We start from the raw sequence: 21,834 nt of genomic DNA, 5'->3' as shown, positions 1-21,834 counted from the left end.
GGATTCAAATGCAAATACCCCGTCTTCAGATTCAACAAGGTTTCAGCCAGTTGGGTTTAGAAATTACCAAAGGGAAATTGAGTATCGAGCAACCTCGGCCTGAATTGAATCTTCATCAGGAACCGGGTAAATTGGAGTTGAAGCGTTCAGAGGGCAAGCTTGACATTGACCCGCGGAAAGCATGGTCTGCGCTTGGTTTGGCAAAATTCGACGAGTTTACGGATCGGGTCGCCCAAAGCTCTTTGGAGGCTTCTTTACAAAACATAGGTGAGATTGCCGAGGCCGGCGATCGTATGCTTGCGTTTCACGAACCCGGCGATGCATTTGCGGAAATTGCCCGACAAAATGCCTTTAAAGACCGGCCGATTGAGTTTCGTGGCCCGCCGAATTACGACAACGTTGATGTTACCTTCACGCCCGGTTCATTAAATATGAACTATTTGCCGGGGAGGGTAAGTGCCGATCCTGTGCTAAAGAAACCTGTTGTCGATTATTATCCCGGCAAGGTTAATCCTTATTTGGTTCAGAAAAATTTTATATTTATGACGGCAACCGGCCGAGAAGTGAATGAGGTTGTCTAAAAATTTCCAAAATAGCTATAATGGACATGAAATTGTTTTCATTTAGCTATTTTTTTATGAGCCGAAGGAGGTATAAAAGTGTTGGTAAATACGGCAAGATTCGGTGAAGTGGAAGCGACTCCGGACAATACCTGGGTTTTCACTTCTCCGATATTAGGCTTTGAACAGCATAAAAACTATATTAGTCTTTCTCAGGATCAAAGTCCGTTTGAGTATATGCAGTCAATTGAAGATGAACATTTAACTTTTTTGCTGACGGATCCTTTCCGATTCAAAGAGAATTATGAATTTTCGCTGGAACAGCGTTGGCTTGACATGCTGCATATCGAAAAGGAAGAGCAGGTCGTTGTTCGGACTATTGTTACGGTAAGATCCTCTTCGGATATATCCATTAATCTGAAAGCACCTATCATTATGAACACTAGGTCCAAAGAAGCGGCGCAAATTATTTTGGAGCGTTCGGAATATCAGGCTCGTTACTCGATTTTAGAAGCTGTGGAACGGGGGGCCAAGCGTGCTGATACTATCGAGAAGTAAAGGCCAGAAAATCATGATTAATCATGACATTGTGATTTCAATCGTGGAGGTTTCCGGAGATCAAGTTCGAATTGGTATAGAAGCCCCCGAACAAGTCAGCATCTACAGAGAAGAAATCTATAATGCCATTCAACAGCAAAACAAAGATGCAGCCCTGAATGGGGATGTGGAGCAGTTGCTTCTTAAGGCGATCCCTCCTAAAAAAAATAATTTTTCAAAAAACTGAAATAGATGTAAACATTACAGCTGGCTGTCCGATATATATATCATGGGACGAATGTCATGGCATTGACGGCCGCAAGTCATGAATCGACCAATAATGGGTGAAGCAAGGATGCTAATCACCAACACATTCCAAGGAGGAATTATATCATGCGTATTAACCACAACATCAGTTCTTACAACACTCAACGTCAATTGTCCATCAACGACAACGCTTCGAGTAAATCTCTTGAAAAACTGTCTTCCGGTTTCCGTATCAACCGCGCTGCCGATGATGCTGCTGGCTTGGCGATCTCGGAAAAAATGCGTAACCAAATCCGTGGTTTGGAACAAGCGAATAAAAACGCTCTTGATGGTATCTCCATGATCCAAACTGCTGAAGGTGCGTTGAACGAAACTCACTCCATGCTGCAACGTATGGCTGAGCTGTATGTTCAAGGTGCGAACGAAGTGTTGACAACTACTGACGCTGCTAAGATCGATAGCGAAGTAAGCCAATTGTCCTCGCAAATCGATGCAATTGCAAAACAAACTCAATTCAACACCAAGAAATTGCTTGACGGTACTACTACAAGTGTTACTTTCCAAGTTGGCGCTAACAGCGGCGAAACAATCGCTCTTTCCTTGGCGGCTGCTTTGGCTACGTCCTTGAGCGTTCAATTTGGAGGTACTGGTTTGACTGCACTGTCCGCAAGTACTGCTCTGAACACTGACGCAGCAGCTAACTTGTCTGCCGTTCAAGTTGCCATCGACAAAGTTTCTGAAATTCGTTCCAATCTTGGTGCAGTTCAAAACCGTCTGGAACATACTATCAACAACCTGGGAACAACTTCCGAAAACCTGCAAGCTGCTGAATCCCGTATTCGTGATGTAGACATGGCTAAAGAAATGAGCGAATTCACGAAGAACAACATTTTGCAACAAGCAGCAACAGCGATGTTGGCTCAAGCGAATCAGCAACCACAAGGCGTTCTGCAATTGCTCCGTTAATTGCAACATTGGGCCGGCCGGGAAACCGGTCGGCTTTTTTAATATCCAGCCTATAGGTAGGCGTTAGGAGGCCACGTGATGAGAATTGATCCGACTTCGAACTCTTCACATTCGTCCTTGCTACCATGGTTTAATAATCTAACCAACGAAGCTTCGTTGGACGTCGATGCAGAGAAGCCGAAAGCCAGCAAAGAAAATACGGTTCCCGAACTTGTTGATTCAGTCAATAAAAAATTGGAAAGACTCGGAACTCACATCCAAGTAAAGGTTCATGAGAAGACGAATACAATCATGGTTCTTGTGATGAAAGATGAAACAAATGAGATTATTCGTGAGATTCCCAGTGAGAAGATGCTTGATTTAATCTATAACATCAGTAAAAAGGTTGGCATATTTGTAGACGAGAAAATGTAAAGGAGGTACATTTATGGCTGTGAATAGCAGTGCACCAATTCGTATAACAGGTTTCAGCGGGACGCTCGATACGGATAGTCTCATCAAGAAGCTAATGGATGCGGAGCGCCTTCCGCTGGATAAGATTCAAAAAACGAAACAATATACTCTATGGCAAAGAGAAGACTATCAAAGCATGAACACCACATTATTGGCTTTCCAAACTTCTATGGATGGTTTGCGATTCGATAGTGCTTTTCAAAAAACATCTGCTGAGTCGTCCAATTCCGCTGTTATAAATGTTCTTTCCAGTGGAACATCCGCGGGAATGAGCTCGGTTAAAGTTTCCAAATTGGCCACCTCCGCGACCATTGTTAGCGGAAAAATTTCCAATACAACCCCGATAGCAACTAGTGGGCAAATTTCTATTAACGGAAAAGCCACTATTACCTATACGGCGGGGGTTTCCACAGTGGACTCCATTGTCAAAGACATAAATAGCAATTATTCTTTGACCGGTGTGCGGGCTAATTGGGACAATACGAGCGGTACTCTTTATTTGACTACGGCTGAATCCGGAGACAACGCAAAGATAGAACTGACGGATGCGGACCCTAGTAATCCTGGGCTGTCCAATTTTATGAGTTTTCTAAACTTATCCAACTCCAGTGCTGCTGGTTCTGATGCGGAGTATTATGTTAATGGATCTGCGACAGCGGTAAAATCATCTTCCAATAACGTTTCCATTAATGGTGTGCAAGTAACTTTGCGCAGCGTGGGAGACGCTACGATAGGAGTAGTTACCGACCGTAGTGGAATCGTTGATAAGATCAAGGACTTTGTCAATCAATATAATGCCTTGGTCGATCTTTACTCGAAAACAGCAGATATGAAACGTAATCGTGATTATGAGCCGCTTACTGATGAGCAGAAAGAATCTATGTCCGAGGACCAGATCAAGCAATGGGAAGCCAAGGCGAGAGAAGGTTCTTTGTACAACGATAGTATTCTTAGGGACACACTTACTAAGTTGAGAAACGCCTTGAATACCCCGTTGGATGTTCCAAACGGTCAAATGGATATGCTTTCTGACCTCGGAATTACAGTTAAGTCTGACTGGCGCGAAAATGGAAAGTTGGAAATTGACGAAGCAAAACTGGAAGAAGCCGTCAACACCCGGTTCGACGAAGTTAAACAACTGTTTATGTCATATTCCGATGATCCTGCTGCTCCGGGGAAGAGCAAATTAGGGATTGCGGATCGTTTGTATAAAGTCGCCAATGATCAAATTGATGCGTTCAAGAAGAAAATTGGAACGGGCTCCATTAACGCTTTGGATGACAGTGCGTTAGGAAAGCAGCTAAAAACGTTGTCGGACGAAGAGACGGATTGGCAGAGAAGACTGCAGGATATTGAAGATCGCTACTACAAACAATTCGCTGCTATGGAACAAGCATTGCAGAAATTAAACAGCCAAAGTTCGTGGCTATCCTCTCAATTGGGCGGATAACTCATTTAAGCCAACCATCTTACTAATAGAATGACTTATGGAGAGATCAAAACATGCAAAATGCACATCAACTACAATATTTAAAAGTTCAGGTAGAGACGGCAAGTCCTGGAGAATTGACCCTGCTGCTATATCAGGAAATCGTGAAGTCATTGCTAAAAGCGAAAAAGTTGTATGCTCAGGGTCAATATGAGGATATGAATGTGATGTTGCATAAGGTGATAAGCATATTCAACGAACTAATTATAACTCTGGACATGAAGTACGAAATTTCCCGAGACCTTAAAGATTTATACGTATTCTATAATAGTCAACTGGCCCAATTGATAATCAGCAGGGATGAGACTTTGTTGGATAATGCGCTGGAATTTGCTCGGGGAATGACAGATACCTGGAAACAAGCTTTGACCCTGTTGAAAACGGGGAAGGAGAGTTCCTATGGCATTTCTTGAACCGGCGGTTATTGATCGGTTGCTTAAAAGGTACGAGGAAATTTTGGAGGGACCTGTTTTTGAAAGCTATGAAAAGAGCGCGTTAGAAATTGACGACCTATTTGAGCAATTAAAAAAGCAGGGGGTCCGCGACGTTGAACGTGAAAAATTAATTAGTATCAAGAATTTGCATGATCAGGTCATAAGATTGATTCTATTAGAAAAAGAAGGGCTGGGTAAACAGATTACGGAGATGAGCCAGAAAAAACAAGTTTCTAATCTTTATGGAAAAGTATCCACTAATGATGGAATGGATGCTTTTTTCATAGATTTCAAAAAATGAAATGAGGGAGGCTAGTGAATGAAAAAGTCATTAAGTAAGCTGCTGTATGCCAGTTTATCGACCATTCTGATTTTGTTGCAGCTACCGCTGTCAACTACAGCTGCAGCTACCGAAGCGGTCCAAGTGACTAAAACGGTTAATCCATCCAATATTTTGGAAGGAGGAGAGGCCGACATCAATCTGGAGGTCAAGGGTTCGGGGGATGTTAATTTTGTTAAGCCAAATGACATCATCCTGATTATTGACCGTTCGGGAAGTATGGCCCCGAGCAACAATAATGGAGAGGACAAAATGGCTAATGCCAAGTCAGCGGCTCAAGGATTCATTGACTTGGTGGATTTCTCGAAACATCGGGTTGGAATAGTCGATTTCTCTAGTGATGTAAAGTACAAGGATTTGTCAACTAACCCTGCGGATTTGAAGAGTTACATAAGCGGAATTCAAGCGGGCGGTGGGACAAATACAGAAAGCGCTATCAAGAAATCTCGCGAACTATTGAGCAACCACAGACCTGATGCTCAACCAGTTATTCTTCTCCTAACTGACGGCGAGGCAACAGAACCGGCTCCGGTTGATAATGCCCGCTTAAAGGCATTGGAACAAGCGAATATCGCTAAAGAAGAGAGCATTGTCTTCTATACGATCGCATTATTGAAAACGAATGAAAACCCTGATACAAGCGCTCCAAATGAATTGCTGAAAGAAATGGCTACAACTGCGCATCATCATCATTTCGTTTTAGGCTCGATCGGATTGGCGGATATTTACAAAGCGATTGTTGACGAAATCGGTGTTGCAAGTGCTTATGACGTGACAATCACGGATACAGTTGCACCCGAATTTGAAATCGTTCCCGGGTCTTACGACGACAATATTCCCGTTCCTACCGTAAGCGGTAACACGCTTACTTGGAAATTCAACGAATTGAAGAAAGAAACGTTGAATTACAAGTACAAGATCAAGCATAAGGTAGGCGCTCGAGTCGGAAGATTATCTACAGGCAGCCAGGATATCAGTGTTAAATATAAGGATTATTCAGGCGTAGCCCATTCGTTTAGTGCACCTAACCCTATTATAACCGTAGCTTACCCGGCACCTGTAATTACTTCGGTCGTTGAGGATAACGGAAATATCAAGGGTGGGGAAGCCGTTGTAATTAATGGTAACTTTTTCCGAGCGAATCCGCAAGTACTTTTTGGGACAACTCCCGCAACTTCCGTGCAATATGTTGACTCGACCAAATTGATCGTAACAGCTCCTGCGGGGGTGCAAGGATCCGTTCAAGTCAAGGTTACAAATAGCGACGGACAATTTGCAACAGCTTCATACCGTTACTATGCGCAACCGGTTATTACGGCCATCACGCCTAATTACGGGCCGCTTGCTGGCGGTAACAATGTCACAATCGACGGGAACTATTTCTTGTCGGGGGCACAGGTCAAATTCGGTGATCTGCCTGCAACCGTAGTTTCATTCTCGCCGAAGCAAATCGTGGTTAAGGCGCCGGCTTCGGCCATTGCGGATTCCGTAGACGTCCAAGTCATTAATCCCGACAACACCCAAGTTACTGCAGCAGACGGATATAGTTATATTCTTGGGCCGGAACTTCTGTCAGTGACTCCTAATAAAGGGTTGACGCTGGGCGGAGATGCTGTAACATTAACCGGTAATCGGTTTATAAACGGTGCAAAAGTATATTTTAACGGCAAAGAAGTCCCGGCTACGTTCATCTCGGGCACTACTCTTACGATAACAACACCTCAATGGGCTACCGCAGAAATTGTTAAGGTAAAAGTGGTTAATCCCGACGGACAATACAGCGAATTGAATCAAGGATTTACCTATGAGTACCCACAACCTGTTATTAGTTCCATTGCTCCTACACAAGGACCGATTGCAGGCGGAACAGTTGTTTCGGTAAAAGGCAGCTATTTCGTGAATGGGGCAAAAGTTTACCTTGATAACACGCTTGTTTCTGCCGTGACTTATATTAACGGCAGTGAAATTCAGTTTAAAACTCCTGCTTGGACAGGCGATATAACCGTGGACGTGAAAGTGGTGAATCCTGACGGAAAAGAAGCAAGTTTGGCAGATGCCTTTACTTTCTTGCTTCCGGCTGCTCCAACATTAACCGGAGTTTCACCGGCTGAAGGACCATTGGCAGGCGGCACAGCGGTTACAATCAGCGGGACGGGTTTTGTCGCTGGATCAAAAATATATTTTGATCAGATCCAAGTTCCGGTAACTTCTTTAACTGCTACGCAAATCAATGTAAGAACGCCGGTTTGGAGCTCGGCGGAAAAAGTAGACGTTAAAATTGTAGATTCATATGGTCGGGAAGCGGTATTACCGGATGCGTTCCAATTCATCGCACCCCCGCCACCACCTGGACCAACGATTACAAGCGTAACGCCTTCTTCCGGCCCTCAAGCGGGGGGGAACATCGTAGCTATTAAGGGTACTGAGTTCGCTAGTGGACTAAAGTTGTATTTTAACGATACCCAGGTTACTGCATACAGCAGTTATATGGGCAAGGAATTACTCAATGTTAAAATGCCGGCGTGGCCTACTTCGGGAAAAGTTTCAGTGAAGGTTGTAAATCCCGATGGTCAGGAGGCAGTTCTTTCCGACGCTTATACCTATATTGCGCCGCCACCTCCAGAAATTACGAGTCTCTCTCCTGATAAGGGTTTGATTACGGGAGGAACAGCGGTAACATTAACGGGTGCAAATTTTGTAAATGGTGCTAAAGTCAAAGTCGGGACAAAGGATGCAGTTACAACGTTTAACTCAACAACCCAATTGGTATTCAAAACTCCGGTTTGGGCTTCTCCTGAAACCGTAGATATTACGGTTGTAAACCCGGATGGTCAAACTGCGACACTAGCTCAGTCGTTTACTTTCGAAACGCCGCCGCCACCGCCCGCACCAGAGGTGACGAGCATCACTCCTAATTCCGGGCCACAAGCCGGGGGAACTTATGTTTCCATTAAAGGGAGCAATTTCATACAAGGCGCAACAGTACGTTTCGGACAAATTGAAATAAGCGCTACGCTCATGAGTGCTACAGAAGTAGCCGTTCGTACCCCAGCTTGGACAACCGGGGAAGCTGTTGACGTTACAGTAGTCAATCCGGATAAACAAATTGGGGTTTTGGAGAAGGGATTTACTTATATCGCACCGCCACCGAAACCGGCACCCGTTGTGTCGAGCACAACCCCGAATCAAGGTGAAACGACGGGGGGAACGATCGTCTCGGTAAAAGGGCAGAATTTCGAATCGGGCTCAAAAGTGTATTTCAATGATGTTTTAATTTCTTCCACTTTCTATTCTTCATCGGAATTGCAAATTAAAACGCCTAAGTCAAGCACGGCAGGTCCGGTTAGCGTTAAAGTAGTGAATGCGGATGGACAACAATCGGTTCTGGATGGGGGCTTCACTTATATTCTTCCTCCTCCTCCTCCAGCTCCAGTTGTGGATTCCGTATCTCCTGGACAAGTCGTTACCGCAACTCCCACCAATATTATGGTCGTCGGCAAAAATTTCGTAAGTGGCGCCAAAGTAAGATTAGGCAGTACGGAATTGTCAGCCACATTCTATAGTGCGACCCAATTGGCAGTGAGAACGCCGGTTTGGAGCCATGCGGAAGCTGTAGATGTAACGGTCATTAATCCGGATGGTCAGACTGGCACATTGGCCGGTGGGCTCAATTTTATTTTGCCTCCACCGCCAACGATGACTTCGTTAACACCTAACAGTGCGTTAAATACCGGAGGGGCAATCGTAGTTCTAAAAGGAACGGGTTTTGCTTCCGGGGCGAAGGTATTTATCAACAATGTCGAGACTACATCGACGTACTATAGTTCGACCGAAGTTCAAGCAAAGGTACCGGCAAGTACGGTGGTTGGTCCCGTAGATATTAAGTTGCTCAATACCGATGGGCAATCGGTCACTTTGACCGGCGGCTTCACCTACACGGCTCCGGCAGCCAAGCCTGCGCCGAGTATTACGGGAATAACTCCGAATAATGGATCGAAAAATGGCGGGTATATTATTAATGTAAACGGAACTAATTTTGAGAGTACCTCTAAGGTTTATATCAATGGAGTGTTAACTGCTTCTTCCTTCTACAACGTGAGCACAATTCAGGTTCGTGTTCCGGCTTCTTCAGTAACGGGGCCAGTAGAAGTGAAAGTGGTTAATGCAGATGGTCAATTCTCAGTATTGGCAAATGGTTTCACTTATAATTAAGTAGCGGCTCCAAAACAACAGGTGTCTGAAAGAGAGGGCACCTGTTGTTTTCTATGAAGGGAAGTAAGATAATATGAACGATATTTCTGTTTGCATGATTGTGCATAATGAAGAGCGGCATATTCAGAAATCCATTTTATCCATAAAACCATTTGTTAAGGAAATAATTGTCGTAGACCACAATTCTACGGATGCGACCTGCACAATAGCAGAGGAATTGGGGGCGAAGGTGTTTCAGCGCCAATGGACCGATAATTTCTCTGAAGCCAGAAACTACTGCATCAGCCTCGCAGGAAGTTCCTATATATTTATGATGGATGCCGACGAGGAATTAGATTCCAACAGCGATTCGCTTAAAGAGTCATGCCGGTTATTGGAAAGTAATCCTGGAAAGGTTTTGCGCGTGGGGATTCAGAACATAACGGATGGTAATACCGTCTCGACTTCTTGGATTACCCGGTTATTTCCGAATCATCCTCACTTCCAATATTATGGTCGCATTCACGAACAATTGCTTTGTTCCGGAGAAACACCTTTTTCATTGAACTCAAAGATCGTGCTCAATCATTACGGGTACGCGAAAGAACAAATTAAATGGAAAAATAAAGGCGAGCGAAATTTAAATTTACTGTTTATGGAACTTGAAGAGGACAAAGACAATGGGTATATTCTTTTTCAAATCGGAAGGTCATATGAGCCGATGGAGAACTGGGAAAACGCCCTTGATTTTTATAATAAGGCGATTGGTAAGATCGTGCACCCCTACCCGCAATTTTATAGTTCACTGCTGCTTCATCTGGCAAAAACGAATATGAAACTAAAGAAATGGGATGAATTCTTCAAGATTATTCAGGAGGCTCTCAAAATATATCCGGATTATACCGATTTATATTTTATATACGGATCCGGACTTATAGAGTCCCAAAAACCTGAGTGGTTCTCTCTCATTCCCGAAGCTTTTACAGCTTGTATTCGTTTAGGGGAAGCCAACACGCAAAAGTATGAGTCCGTAGTAGGAGTTGGCACTTACAGAGCGCACTTTAATTTGGCTTTATATTATGAACTTACAGGTAATTTCAGTATGGCGCTTCAACATTATAATTTAAGCTCTGAGCAAGGTTTTGAGAACGCAAAAAGCAGACTAGAGGCACTTACTAATCGAAATTGAGGAGTCTAAACCTATGTCATCTACAATATCGTTATGCATGATTGTTAAAAATGAAGAGCGGTGTCTTGCGAGGTGTTTAGAAAGCGTAAAGGATATTGTAAACGAGATTATCATTGTTGATACAGGCTCCTCGGATAGTACTGTAGAGATAGCCCAACGGTACACGGATAAAATATACACTTTTGCTTGGACCAACGATTTCGCGGAAGCTCGGAATTATGCGCTGCAATATGCTACCGGCGATTATATTTTGCAGTTAGATGCAGATGAATGGTTAGGAGCAGGTTGTGAGAATCTTCAGCAACCATTAGATCGCGATTTCTACTTTTTAAGGATTAGAAATGATTTGGGTTCCGGATTTGCCGAGTACCATCAATTTGTTCGGTTATTTAAAAATGATCCCGAATTAAAGTATGAAGGGGCGCTTCATGAGCAGATCAATCTATTGAAGCACACCAACTTGACCTACGATTTCATGAAAACTCTTATTCATCACGACGGTTATACAGCTGAAATCGTTCATAATAAGAGCAAAGAAGAAAGAAATATGAAGATCATCCAAGAAGAAGTTAAAGCAAATCCGACTGCCTTTAATTATCATAATTTAGGAATGCAATTATCGCTTGGAAACAGGCATGAAGAGGCATTGGAAGCTCTTAAAAAATCTTTTTCATTGGGCCAGGATCTTTCGTTTACGCCTAGGGTGTTGATATTCATCATAAGGTCATTAACCGAATTAAATCGTTTTAAAGAGGCAATAGAAGTGTGCCGGGACAGCGTGCTGCTGTACCCTGCCAAGGCTGATTTCTCGTTTCGGCTTGGCTTGATTTATGAGCACTTAAATTATTTAGAGGATGCTATTCATTGTTTTGAAAAATGCTTGGAGATTGGCGAGAGCCCTGATGTGATTCAATTTAGCAATCATGAAGGGGCCGGTTCTTACATGGCGCATGGAAAATTGGCAGAACTATATATGCTGAAGGGCGACTATAATACGGCAAAAGGGCATTTTTTTGAAGCTGTTAAAGAGGCGCCGGATTTACTCTACCTCTTAAAAATATTTTTGGATCTATACCCTAATATGGGAGGGCGGGACTTCGTTGACGCATTGGTCAGAATTTGGCCATTTGATGAGACGAAGAGGCTCGAACAGATGATAGCTGTATTATATCGTCTCAGACATCCCGGAGCGATCGAACTTATAAAATGTTACCATGTGGAAGTGCCGGAAAATGTCGAAGCGTGGATAAACATGGCTGATAATAACTTTGAGGCCGCAAGAGAATTGTGGAATTTACACCAAAATGTTCTGGAAGAGCACCGGCGGGATATCCTATTAATCAGTTTTCTGACGCAGAATAACGAACTGATGCTGAAATATAAAGAGCTATTTAATTTGCGTGAAAAAGAATGGAGATTTTGGAATCGGGTTATTTTGAAACAACCGATTGAGGAGTTGGCTTTGACGGCCGAATCGGAACAATATTGGAGTTGGATGTGCGAAGATTTATTACATCTAAAAAAGTTTAATGAATTTGAAAGATTAATTCAAATTACGAAAAGTCCGATTCTTCGATATTTAATGGCGTCTCATCTTCACAAGTATGGTTTCAGTGAGCTTGCCCTGGATATTATCGTTGAGTCGGAAAAAAACCAAGAAAATCAAAAGATTTATGTTCTTGTCCGGAAAATATTGAAGGATTTAAACATGTTGGACGATGCAATCTATTATGCTGATCAAGCGTATATGTTAAGCAGATCGTTCTCTAATGCTTACGAACTATTGCAACTTTTGGCTAAGAAGCGGATGGTGAATGAAGCAGAGAAGGTGTTAAATGAAATGAGAAATTTTGACCCGGAGTCTCCTTGGGCAGGGTCAATTACATTAAGCAATTTGATGTAATTTCCAGGTTTCAAATTTTTGAGTCACTTTATGTTTACGGGGGCAGTAGTTGAGCCCCTCACTGTTTCACCCCTCCCCTTCGGGGTTAATTAAATATCAGGTCCCGTTCTGCTTATGCTTGCTGACTACTTCGTCAAATGGAGTGAAAATCACCGAATCGACAAGGTTTTACAATTTTCTTACAGTAAAACCTTTTCTTTGGTAATTGACACTGAATAAGTTGGGGTGGTATAGTCAGAAATGTGGGCTTGGTCACACAGGCTTCACACTCTTATCTGATAACGAAGGGAATGTTAGTGCATGCAAGGTAAAGTAAAATGGTTCAACGCAGAAAAAGGCTATGGCTTCATTGAAACTGAAGAAGGCGGCGACGTATTCGTTCACTTCTCCGCAATTCAATCTGAAGGCTTCAAAACTTTGGAAGAAGGACAATCGGTCGAGTTCGAAATCGTTGAAGGCGCTCGTGGACCGCAAGCCGCTAACGTAATCAAGTTATAATCATCCCGGCACAGCCGACCTACATATGAACGGTACGATGGTTAACTATTGAAGATTCGCTAGCAACAGACCCTGGGGGAACCTGGGGTCTTTATTTATGTCTTCAGCCAGAGTGAGGGGAAGAGAAAACCGCCCGCAATTGAAGGGACCCAAATTGTTAGTTGTTGTCTACAATTGGGATGCAGTTTCTATGTGGGTGGTGTAAGCCCGCGCTTATAATAGCTAAAAATCGTCTGAAGCAGACGTTATCATAGGATGTCAATGCTACCACGGTTTTTGATCCGGCTGTAGAGGAAACCGGGACTTATAAATCCAAAACTAAAATTATTTCTCGACTAGGGAACACACTAACTGGAAATTCTCCTGCTAATGGCCCTGCGCCATGATCTGAGGGAATACTAACTGGAAATCCTCCAGTTAAATCGTCAATTTAGTCCGTAGACTTGCTCGTTTACCGAAATCAGTGGGAGTATTTCCAGTTAAATCGTGGCAAATCTCCATTTTGCTCAAATTAGCGGAAGCATTTCCCGTTATTGGATTGTACATAAATTGATTTCGAGCTCCAATGGGAATTTTCCGGTTTATCTAGAGCCATAATCGTCCATAGACAAAGTTGATTTCGTTTCTAACGAAAATGCTCTGGTGAAAAGTGTGTCGAAAAGGCCTTCCGTTGGGGAGGTGGTTTGACTTAGATTTATGTTTTGGGGCAACTGCGGCTAGCCCTTTAATCCATGAATTTTTCAGGAATTTTGTAGAAAACGGGCTTTTCGCAAGGGAATAGTATGATTCATCATATTGCTGGCATCTCGCTGAGGCCATATTATGGAATAATACTAAACTATTCGGAGGTGTATGGTGATGATTGGATGGAGAGACGCATTATCCGTCGGGGTGGACAAGATCGACGAAGAGCACAAGGTATTGATCTCCCGATTAAATGACTTCATGGAAGCCTGCACGAACCACAGCGGGAAAGAGAAAATTCTGGAGACCCTGGATTTTCTGAAAGACTACACCGCCGAACATTTTGTCCATGAGGAAGCTTTGATGTTGGAAGTGGGTTATCCCGATTACGAAATCCATAAGCAGATTCATGCCGGGTTTATGGAGAAGGTTTTGGAAATGGAGCGTTCCGTACAGGAAAGCGGCCCATCCATTTTGTCGACCATTAAACTGAACCGGCTGCTGGTCGATTGGCTGGTCAATCACATTACGAAGACGGATGTTTTGCTGGGGCAATTCATCAAAAATAACGAAGCCGTATCGTAAAAATGGTGCCTGTCCACGCTGCTTTACGAGGGATTTACACTTTTTACTTTGCCCTAACATCTGTGGTATAATAAAGGTGCAAAGCAAAGGAGGAGTGCCCTATGAATTTTAGTATTCGAGGACAGCAAATTGAAGTGACTGAGGCCTTGCGTGACTACGTAGACAAGAAACTCAGCCGGCTTGACAAGTACTTTGATGCACCCCCCACCTCAGATGGAAACGTCACCTTGAGTGTCGTACGAGGTTTGCACGCCGTTGAGGTTACGATTCCTCTCATTGGCGTTGTGCTCCGGGCTGAAGACCGCAGCGATGACATGTATGCATCGATCGATGCCGTTGTGGACAAGCTGGAACGCCAGATCCGCAAGCACAAAACGAAAATCAACCGTAAATTCCGTCAAAAAGGCACTGCAAAGAGCCTGTTTGTGGAAGGCGCGGCCGGAGGTTCCGTTGCATTGGACGAAATGGATGACGAGCTGGAGGTCGTCCGGACGAAGCGTTTCACCCTCAAGCCGATGGATGTGGAAGAAGCAATTTTGCAAATGAATATGGTTGGACACAACTTCTTCGTCTTTTCCAACATCGACACCCGAGCGGTTAACGTGGTCTACAAGCGGAACGACGGCAAATACGGATTGATCGAGCAGGATTAGCACGATAGAATCGTATCCATTCATGACGATTGTATGAATCGAGTGGTAATTCCTGCAATTGAACGAAAAGGGAACGAGCCTTATCCGCCCGCGGATAGGGCTTTTTATTCGTATAAAGCCTTGCTTTACCGCAGCGAAGAAGTGACGGGGCTTGTTGCGGCATGCCTTACAAACTGTTACAATTTAGGCAAATCATCTGTTTATGCGTGAAAGGGGTAAATCATGCTGGGATTAGTGAAAAAGATATTTGGCGACACGAACGAACGTGATGTCAGACGTCTTATGAAGACGGTGGACTATATTAATACATTAGAGCCTCAATTTGAGGCGCTATCGGACGAGCAGTTGAAAGCGAAAACGGTTGAATTCCGCGAGCGGATCGAAAAAGGAGATGCCCTGGAAGATATTCTTCCGGAAGCTTTTGCGACGGTGAGAGAAGCTTCCAAGAGAACGCTGGGCATGCGTCATTTCGATGTGCAGCTTGTCGGGGGGATGGCGCTCCACGAAGGCCGCATCGCCGAAATGAAAACCGGTGAAGGGAAAACGCTGGTCGGGACCTTGCCGGTCTATTTGAATGCCCTTTTGGGCAAAGGCGTTCACGTCGTAACGGTCAATGATTATCTGGCGCAGCGCGACAGCGAGCAGATGGGGCAAATCTATAACTTCCTCGGCATGACCGTTGGGGTCAACCTGAACGGTATGGAGCACGAAGCCAAACAGGAAGCCTATGCATGCGATATTACCTACGGCACGAATAACGAGTTCGGGTTTGACTATCTTCGGGACAACATGGTCCTTTATAAAGAGCAAATGGTACAGCGCCCGCTGTACTTTTGTATCATTGACGAAGTGGACTCCATCCTGATCGACGAAGCGCGGACGCCGCTGATCATTTCGGGCCAGGCGCAAAAATCGACCGAGCTGTATTATGCCGCCGACCGCTTCGTGAAGACGCTGACGGTGGAAGAAGACTATACGGTGGATATTAAAGTCAAGGCCGTGTCCCTGACCGAAAAAGGGGTCGCCAAAGCGGAACGCGCCTTCGGCATCGATAACCTGTACGATCATAGCCACATTACCCTGAACCACCACGTTGTTCAAGCGCTCAAGGCGAACGTTATTATGCGCCGTGACGTAGATTACGTCGTGACGGATGACGAGGTGCTGATCGTCGACGAATTTACCGGACGTCTGATGGCCGGCCGCCGCTACAGCGACGGGCTTCACCAGGCGATTGAAGCGAAGGAAGGCATCGAGGTTCAGAACGAGAGCATGACGCTCGCTACGATCACGTTCCAGAACTACTTCCGGATGTACCGCAAGCTGGCCGGGATGACCGGTACGGCCAAAACGGAGGAAGAAGAGTTCAAGAAGATCTACGGCCTGGAAGTGCTGCAAGTTCCGACGAACCGCCCGAACCAACGCGCGGACATGGCCGACGTCGTGTACAAGAGCGAAGACGGCAAATTCAAAGCCGTGGTCGAAGAAATCGTCAAACGGCATAAAAATAATCAGCCGGTACTCGTCGGTACCGTGTCGATCGAGAACTCCGAGCGCGTCTCGGAAATGCTGAAACGCAAAGGCGTCCAGCACAAAGTGCTGAACGCGAAGTATCATAAAGAAGAAGCGGAAATCATTTCACGCGCCGGCGAACCGGGCTCCGTAACGATCGCTACCAATATGGCGGGCCGCGGTACCGATATTTTGCTCGGGGAAGGCGTGTCCGATGTTGGCGGTTTGCATATCATCGGGACCGAGCGCCACGAATCGCGCCGGATCGATAACCAGCTGCGCGGTCGTGCCGGACGTCAAGGCGATCCGGGTTCGACTCAGTTTTATCTGTCGCTCGGCGACGAATTGATGAAGCGTTTCGGTGCGGACAATGTGCTGAATATGATGGACCGCCTCGGCTTCGAAGAAGACCAGCCGATCGAGAGCAAAATGATCACCCGTGCGATTGAATCCGCGCAAAAACGGGTTGAAGGCAATAACTTCGACGTGCGTAAAGTCGTGCTTCAATATGACGACGTGATGAATCAGCAGCGGGAGATCATTTATAAACAGCGCCGCGAATTGCTGGAATCGGAAAATATTAAGCAAATTGTGCTTGATATGATCAAGCCGGTGATCGAAAGAGTCGTTGAGGCTCATACTAGCGACGAGATTCCTGAGAACTGGGAGCTTCAGGAAGTGGCCGATTACGTCAACAGCAAAATGCTGGACGAAGGCTCTTTGACCAGAGACGACCTGTGGGGGAAAGAACCTCAAGAAATGGTTGAACACATTTTTGGTCTTGTCCTTGCCAAATACGATACCCGCGAAGAGGCGATCGGACCGGAAATGGTTCGCGAGTTCGAGAAGGTTATCGCTTTGCGTTCGGTAGACAGCAAATGGATGGATCATATCGACGCCATGGATCAGCTGCGTCAAGGGATTCACCTGCGTGCATACGGCGGTACCGATCCACTGCGTGAGTACCAGTTCGAGGGTTATGAAATGTTTAACGCGATGGTTGCCAGCATCCAAGAGGAAGTTGCGACATATCTTATGAAAGCACAGATTGAAACCAACCAGGAACGTCAAGCGGTTGTGGACGAAGACAAAATCTCCACCAGCGGCGAGCCTGCCGAGAAACGCCCCGTTCATCGCGGCGAGCAAATCGGACGCAACGATCCGTGCCCGTGCGGCAGCGGCAAGAAATACAAGCACTGCCACGGTCAAAACGCGTAACCGGACCGAACCAGCGCAGCATTATAATATAAGGTACAATGAACTGAATGCGGTAAGGAGCGGGGGGACCGTCCACGGTGGACGGCGTCCCCGTTTCTGCGCCTAAAGACGATTTTATAACAGGAAGGTGGCCAAACGGCATGATCGATCCGAATGTGAAACAAGATATGCGGGAAATAGCCAAGAAATTATCCAATCTTAGGGGGTCTCTTTGACTTAGACCTCAAACAGGAAATGATCGCGAACTTTGAAGAGAAGATGTCGGCCCCGGATTTTTGGGACGACAACGATAAGGCACAAGGCATTATTGCCGAGATGAATGCGGTAAAATCCTCCGTGGATCAATATAACGTGCTGCAAAGCGAATACGACGACATTGAAATGATGGCGGAGCTCGCCGATGAAGAGGGCGATGAATCGCTTGCGAACGAAATCGCAGGTTCCGTAACTGCGCTCGTGAAGAAGCTTGAAGACTTCGAGCTGGAGCTTCTGCTGAGCCAGCCTTACGACAAAATGAACGCCATTCTGGAGTTGCACCCGGGCGCAGGCGGTACCGAGTCCCAGGATTGGGGACAGATGCTGCTGCGAATGTATACGCGCTGGGCGGAAAAACGCGGCTTCAAGGTGGAAACGCTGGACTATCTGCCGGGCGATGAAGCCGGGATTAAAAGCGTGACGCTGCTAATTAAAGGCTATAACGCTTACGGGTATCTCAAAGCGGAGAAAGGCGTGCACCGTCTGGTGCGGATTTCCCCATTTGATGCGTCCGGGCGAAGACATACTTCGTTTGTATCCTGCGATGTGGTGCCGGAAATCAACGAGGATATCGAAATTGAGGTCCGCACTGAAGATCTTAAGATCGATACGTACCGGGCAACCGGCGCGGGCGGTCAGCACATCAATACGACCGACTCTGCGGTGCGGATCACCCATATCCCGACAGGGATCGTAGTCACCTGCCAGAACGAACGCTCGCAGATCAAAAACCGGGAGCGCGCGATGACGATGCTTCGTTCCAAGCTGTACGAGCGCAAGCTCGAGGAACAGCAAAAGGAGCTGGACGAAATCCGCGGCGAACAATCCGATATCGCCTGGGGCAGCCAAATTCGTTCCTATGTGTTCCACCCTTACAGCATGGTGAAGGATCACCGGACCTCGGTGGAAACGGGGAACGTTGGCGCCGTGATGGACGGGGATCTGGATGCTTTTATCGACGGGTACCTGCGCAGCCAAATCCGTACCGAGAACTAATCCGGCGACTGGATTGGAGCCGAATGTTTTACGCAGCGAATCCGGCGTAAGCGCATGAGGTTTTGACCGATCGGCGCCATGCAGCTCATCGCCGCGCGATCACTTCGATCCTAGGGATTCGGATTCTGCCTGACCTCAGTTTTGTCATCCCACCTTCGGCAGGGCCATGCGGGGGTGGGATTTTTCTTGTTCGGCCAACAATATCGCTTCAACCACGAAAGTTTCCAAGGAGGGGCAGCAATGCCGTCGAAAGTCCGCAGAAATCGACTAAATGAGTTAATTCCTTTAAATGGGCCGATCCGGCATACGATCGATACGCTAATGATCATTGTGGGATCACTGATTACCGCATTAGCGTTCAATTTATTTCTGGTGCCCAATCATATCGCTTCCGGCGGAGTATCCGGCATATCGATTATCGTGCAATCGCTGCTGGGGATCGAACCCGCTTACACCCAGTGGGCGCTTAACATTCCTTTGTTTGCCGCGGGCTTTTTGCTGCTGGGCAGGGATTACGCGATCCGTTCCTTACTAGGGACGGTGGTACTGCCTCTGTTTGTGTTTGTAACCAAGGATTTTCCGGTTCCCACCACAGATCCTCTGCTTGCTTCGTTATACGGCGGCATCGGGGTGGGATTGGGGCTTGGCATCGTATTCCGGGGCCGGGGTTCTACCGGTGGCTTGTCGACATTGGCGCAAATCATCCAAAAATACACGGGACTCAGTTTATCCGTCTGCGTCGTGATGATGGATGGCACCGTAATCACACTCGCCGGGTTTATCCTGTCGCCGGAAAAAGCGCTGTACGCGTTGATTGGGTTATACATAACCGGTAAAATCATCGATTCGATCGAGCTGGGGTTCAATTATACGAAGGTCGCTTACATCATCGCCGAGCAGACGGAAGCGATTTCGGATGCGGTTCTGACGCATCTGGACCGGGGGCTCACCAAACTGAGCGCCCGCGGCGGGTATACCGGGGATGACCGGATCGTGCTGATGGTCGTGGTTAACCAAAGCGAGGTGACCCGTCTAAAAACGCTGGTGCAGACGCTGGATCCCACGGCTTTCGTGATCATTACCAATGCCCATGAAGTATTGGGCGAAGGATTTAAGCGAGTATAAATGGATATGCGCAAGAGGGTTGGTCTGACAGAATGCCCTGACGGAATGTTTTGATGGAACGCCCGATTGGCCTGTTGAAAATTCAGAAGCATCTCCGAAGCCTATATAGGGGCACAAAATACCGCTATTGAGGCGATATCGCATGTTTTGCGTGAAATAGAGGACATAAAGGGCGTTATTTTCTCAAAATGCCTGGAAATGGCCTCTTTTTTCATTGTTTGCTGGGAAATAAGGTAAAAGGTTCCCCAATTGAGGAGCAACACGCAGGGAGTCGTAAAATAAGATCAGAACGTGCCGCTATTTTATGTGGCATCGGCAATTAGCCATGGAGGTAGTCACCAGCAGATCAAACCGCGTTGCTTCTGGTTTGATCTACTATATAAGTTTGAACAAAAGAAAGTAATAAGTTCAACTTATATAGTTGGGAAGGGAGGGCTTTTTTAGCATCTTTTAAGGCTGCTTTCAGGGGGGATTCAGGTTAGGTGGATAAGATGGAGGATGTAAGCTTCTCAAAATATGGAAAGGTGGAATAACGTAATGAAGAACAAAAAAATACTTATTGCCGGGTCCATGGCGGCAGCGGTGCTGCTCTTGGGAGGAGCCGTTCCACTCCAAAATGCGGGAGCTGCTTCACCATCCGGAGCGACAGCTCCTGCTCAAACGCCTTCCGACGCTCCGTCCAAATTGCATATCAAACATAATGACATGAAAGGCTTCGGTTTCCTTGGGGATATTCAGGACAACCTCCTTAAGCTCCTGAATGTAGACGAAGCTACCTTCAAACAAGAGATTTCCACAAAATCGCTGGCCGATATCGCCGCGGAGCACAATGTTTCGCGCGACGACTTGAAGGCGCAAATCGTGAAATGGCTGGAGGATGCTCAGGCTTCCCATACCTCTAAGCAAGGTGAAACGAAAACCATCGACTTCTCCACCCTCGTGGACAAACTTCTGGATGCCAAAGGATTTGGCGGAGGGACTCAGCCGTTCCGGGGCATCGGCCATGACGGTCTACCGGGCGCTTCGGACGATTTGGCCGCCGCGCTTGGACTGACGGCAGACAAGCTGAAGGAGGCCCTAAAGTCCGGTAAATCTCTGGCTGACATCGCGGAAGAGCAAAACGTCGATCTATCCAAAGTAACCGACTTGCTGGTAAGCCAAGAGAAAGAACGTCTGGATACGCTTCTCAAGGACGGCAAACTGACGCAGGACCAATACGACAAGGAGCTCACGGCTTTGACGGACCGCATCACGAAAACCGTGAACGGAGAATTCAAGCCGCAAGACGGCAAAGGGTTCAAAGGCATTGGCGGCGGGGGATTTTTTGGCGCTTCGGATGAACTTGCTTCCGCGCTTGGGCTCACCGCAGACCAATTGAAGGAAGACTTGAAGGCAGGCAAAACTTTGGCTGACATCGCGGCCGCGCAAAACATCGATTTGTCCAAGGTAACCGATCTGTTGGTAAGCCAAGAGAAAGAACGTCTGGATACGCTTCTCAAGGACGGCAAACTGACACAGGACCAATATGACAAGGCGCTTACCGCGTTAACGGACCTCATTACCAAAACCGTCAACGGAGAGCTCCCGGGCAAACCGGCCGGAGCCGGGTTCGATCACCACGGAGAGCGCCCTCAATTTGTGCAGCCTCCGGCTGATCAACAGGAGAGCTGAGTGACCGAACATGAAGCATTGGAGTAAGATCATGGGAGTGGGCGTGATGTCGCTGATGCTTCTCAGCGCATGCGGCAACGCACAAACCGGCGCCTCCGCTCCGGAAAGCGGGAACGGCGGTTCGGCTGCGGCAGGCGTCAACGCTGCGGCTTCCCCGGGTCAGCAAGGGGGACGGGGTGGACAATTGGGCGAAGGCATGATGACGATGATGACCACCTTCCGTACCTTGATGATGATGGATCAACAAGACGGCTTGGAGATAACCAAGGCTGAAGCCGAATCGATGCTGCCGATTGTGCAGGATGCGG

At 46.5% G+C, this 21,834-nt stretch carries 19 protein-coding genes; all 19 read left to right on the top strand.

Going from position 1 to position 21,834, the window contains the following annotated elements; genetic code table 11:
* Nucleotides 1–8: 8 nt before the first annotated feature.
* Complete coding sequence (locus ACI48K_RS22400; protein ID WP_475029867.1) at nucleotides 9–581, top strand: DUF6470 family protein; 573 nt, start codon at nucleotides 9–11, stop codon at nucleotides 579–581.
* Between the two features lie 78 nt (nucleotides 582–659).
* Complete coding sequence (fliW, locus tag ACI48K_RS22395; protein ID WP_475029866.1) at nucleotides 660–1,118, top strand: flagellar assembly protein FliW; 459 nt, start codon at nucleotides 660–662, stop codon at nucleotides 1,116–1,118.
* Nucleotides 1,096–1,344: a carbon storage regulator CsrA gene (gene csrA, locus ACI48K_RS22390; RefSeq protein WP_475029865.1), complete on the top strand. Its 249-nt coding sequence runs from the start codon at nucleotides 1,096–1,098 to the stop codon at nucleotides 1,342–1,344. Before fliW ends, csrA begins: the two co-directional genes overlap by 23 nt.
* A 146-nt stretch (nucleotides 1,345–1,490) precedes the next feature.
* Nucleotides 1,491–2,330, top strand: a complete 840-nt coding sequence (locus ACI48K_RS22385; RefSeq protein ID WP_475029864.1) for a flagellin N-terminal helical domain-containing protein — start codon at nucleotides 1,491–1,493, stop codon at nucleotides 2,328–2,330.
* A gap of 78 nt (nucleotides 2,331–2,408) precedes the next feature.
* Entirely contained in the window at nucleotides 2,409–2,744 is a 336-nt protein-coding gene (locus ACI48K_RS22380) for a flagellar protein FlaG (protein WP_475029863.1), read from the top strand.
* A gap of 13 nt (nucleotides 2,745–2,757) precedes the next feature.
* Nucleotides 2,758–4,233 (top strand): flagellar filament capping protein FliD, encoded by a 1,476-nt coding sequence (gene fliD, locus ACI48K_RS22375; protein ID WP_475029862.1) that lies wholly within the window; start codon nucleotides 2,758–2,760, stop codon nucleotides 4,231–4,233.
* Nucleotides 4,234–4,286: 53 nt separating this feature from the next.
* Nucleotides 4,287–4,685 carry a flagellar export chaperone FliS gene (gene fliS, locus ACI48K_RS22370; protein WP_475029861.1) on the top strand — a complete coding sequence of 133 codons (399 nt, stop codon included), beginning with the start codon at nucleotides 4,287–4,289 and terminating at the stop codon, nucleotides 4,683–4,685.
* On the top strand, nucleotides 4,672–5,007 hold the full coding sequence (locus tag ACI48K_RS22365) for a hypothetical protein (RefSeq protein WP_475029860.1): 336 nt from the start codon (nucleotides 4,672–4,674) through the stop codon (nucleotides 5,005–5,007). The genes fliS and ACI48K_RS22365 overlap by 14 nt, the downstream gene beginning before the upstream one ends.
* A gap of 18 nt (nucleotides 5,008–5,025) precedes the next feature.
* Nucleotides 5,026–9,258 carry an IPT/TIG domain-containing protein gene (locus ACI48K_RS22360; RefSeq protein ID WP_475029859.1) on the top strand — a complete coding sequence of 1,411 codons (4,233 nt, stop codon included), beginning with the start codon at nucleotides 5,026–5,028 and terminating at the stop codon, nucleotides 9,256–9,258.
* Between the two features lie 73 nt (nucleotides 9,259–9,331).
* Nucleotides 9,332–10,426 (top strand): glycosyltransferase, encoded by a 1,095-nt coding sequence (locus tag ACI48K_RS22355; protein ID WP_475029858.1) that lies wholly within the window; start codon nucleotides 9,332–9,334, stop codon nucleotides 10,424–10,426.
* Nucleotides 10,427–10,439: 13 nt separating this feature from the next.
* Nucleotides 10,440–12,329 (top strand): glycosyltransferase, encoded by a 1,890-nt coding sequence (locus ACI48K_RS22350; RefSeq protein WP_475029857.1) that lies wholly within the window; start codon nucleotides 10,440–10,442, stop codon nucleotides 12,327–12,329.
* Nucleotides 12,330–12,629: 300 nt separating this feature from the next.
* Nucleotides 12,630–12,827, top strand: a complete 198-nt coding sequence (locus ACI48K_RS22345; RefSeq protein ID WP_007132290.1) for a cold-shock protein — start codon at nucleotides 12,630–12,632, stop codon at nucleotides 12,825–12,827.
* 858 nt (nucleotides 12,828–13,685) lie between these two features.
* The gene (locus ACI48K_RS22340) at nucleotides 13,686–14,096 is read left to right on the top strand and encodes a bacteriohemerythrin (protein WP_475029856.1); all 411 of its coding nucleotides are present in this window, start codon (nucleotides 13,686–13,688) and stop codon (nucleotides 14,094–14,096) included.
* Between the two features lie 101 nt (nucleotides 14,097–14,197).
* Entirely contained in the window at nucleotides 14,198–14,749 is a 552-nt protein-coding gene (gene hpf, locus ACI48K_RS22335) for a ribosome hibernation-promoting factor, HPF/YfiA family (protein WP_475029855.1), read from the top strand.
* A 222-nt stretch (nucleotides 14,750–14,971) separates the two neighbouring features.
* Entirely contained in the window at nucleotides 14,972–17,479 is a 2,508-nt protein-coding gene (secA, locus tag ACI48K_RS22330; protein ID WP_475029854.1) for a preprotein translocase subunit SecA, read from the top strand.
* Nucleotides 17,480–17,619: 140 nt separating this feature from the next.
* A protein-coding gene (gene prfB, locus ACI48K_RS22325) for a peptide chain release factor 2 (RefSeq protein ID WP_475029853.1) occupies nucleotides 17,620–18,730 on the top strand; the annotation gives its coding sequence in 2 pieces (ribosomal slippage) (nucleotides 17,620–17,691 and nucleotides 17,693–18,730; 1,110 coding nt in all).
* 240 nt (nucleotides 18,731–18,970) lie between these two features.
* Entirely contained in the window at nucleotides 18,971–19,855 is an 885-nt protein-coding gene (locus tag ACI48K_RS22320) for a YitT family protein (protein ID WP_475029852.1), read from the top strand.
* A gap of 537 nt (nucleotides 19,856–20,392) precedes the next feature.
* Entirely contained in the window at nucleotides 20,393–21,526 is a 1,134-nt protein-coding gene (locus ACI48K_RS22315; RefSeq protein WP_475029851.1) for a hypothetical protein, read from the top strand.
* 31 nt (nucleotides 21,527–21,557) lie between these two features.
* Nucleotides 21,558–21,834, top strand: a 277-nt coding sequence (locus ACI48K_RS22310; protein WP_475029850.1) for a hypothetical protein, incomplete at its 3' end; no start/stop codon positions are given.

The organism is Paenibacillus terrisolis, from assembly GCF_056171975.1.
The sequence above is the reverse complement of the archived record's forward strand: the minus strand, read 5'-3'. Positions and strand labels throughout refer to the sequence as shown.

What these genes read in the sequence shown, in the direction of transcription:
- ACI48K_RS22400 (WP_475029867.1), top strand. Translation starts at nt 9, where the DNA reads ATGCAAATACCCCGTCTTCAGATTCAACAAGGTTTCAGCCAGTTGGGT.
- ACI48K_RS22385 (WP_475029864.1), top strand. Translation starts at nt 1,491, where the DNA reads ATGCGTATTAACCACAACATCAGTTCTTACAACACTCAACGTCAATTG.
- ACI48K_RS22380 (WP_475029863.1), top strand. Translation starts at nt 2,409, where the DNA reads ATGAGAATTGATCCGACTTCGAACTCTTCACATTCGTCCTTGCTACCA.
- fliD (WP_475029862.1), top strand. Translation starts at nt 2,758, where the DNA reads ATGGCTGTGAATAGCAGTGCACCAATTCGTATAACAGGTTTCAGCGGG.
- fliS (WP_475029861.1), top strand. Translation starts at nt 4,287, where the DNA reads ATGCAAAATGCACATCAACTACAATATTTAAAAGTTCAGGTAGAGACG.
- ACI48K_RS22365 (WP_475029860.1), top strand. Translation starts at nt 4,672, where the DNA reads ATGGCATTTCTTGAACCGGCGGTTATTGATCGGTTGCTTAAAAGGTAC.
- ACI48K_RS22360 (WP_475029859.1), top strand. Translation starts at nt 5,026, where the DNA reads ATGAAAAAGTCATTAAGTAAGCTGCTGTATGCCAGTTTATCGACCATT.
- ACI48K_RS22355 (WP_475029858.1), top strand. Translation starts at nt 9,332, where the DNA reads ATGAACGATATTTCTGTTTGCATGATTGTGCATAATGAAGAGCGGCAT.
- ACI48K_RS22350 (WP_475029857.1), top strand. Translation starts at nt 10,440, where the DNA reads ATGTCATCTACAATATCGTTATGCATGATTGTTAAAAATGAAGAGCGG.
- ACI48K_RS22345 (WP_007132290.1), top strand. Translation starts at nt 12,630, where the DNA reads ATGCAAGGTAAAGTAAAATGGTTCAACGCAGAAAAAGGCTATGGCTTC.
- ACI48K_RS22340 (WP_475029856.1), top strand. Translation starts at nt 13,686, where the DNA reads ATGATTGGATGGAGAGACGCATTATCCGTCGGGGTGGACAAGATCGAC.
- hpf (WP_475029855.1), top strand. Translation starts at nt 14,198, where the DNA reads ATGAATTTTAGTATTCGAGGACAGCAAATTGAAGTGACTGAGGCCTTG.
- secA (WP_475029854.1), top strand. Translation starts at nt 14,972, where the DNA reads ATGCTGGGATTAGTGAAAAAGATATTTGGCGACACGAACGAACGTGAT.
- ACI48K_RS22320 (WP_475029852.1), top strand. Translation starts at nt 18,971, where the DNA reads ATGCCGTCGAAAGTCCGCAGAAATCGACTAAATGAGTTAATTCCTTTA.
- ACI48K_RS22315 (WP_475029851.1), top strand. Translation starts at nt 20,393, where the DNA reads ATGAAGAACAAAAAAATACTTATTGCCGGGTCCATGGCGGCAGCGGTG.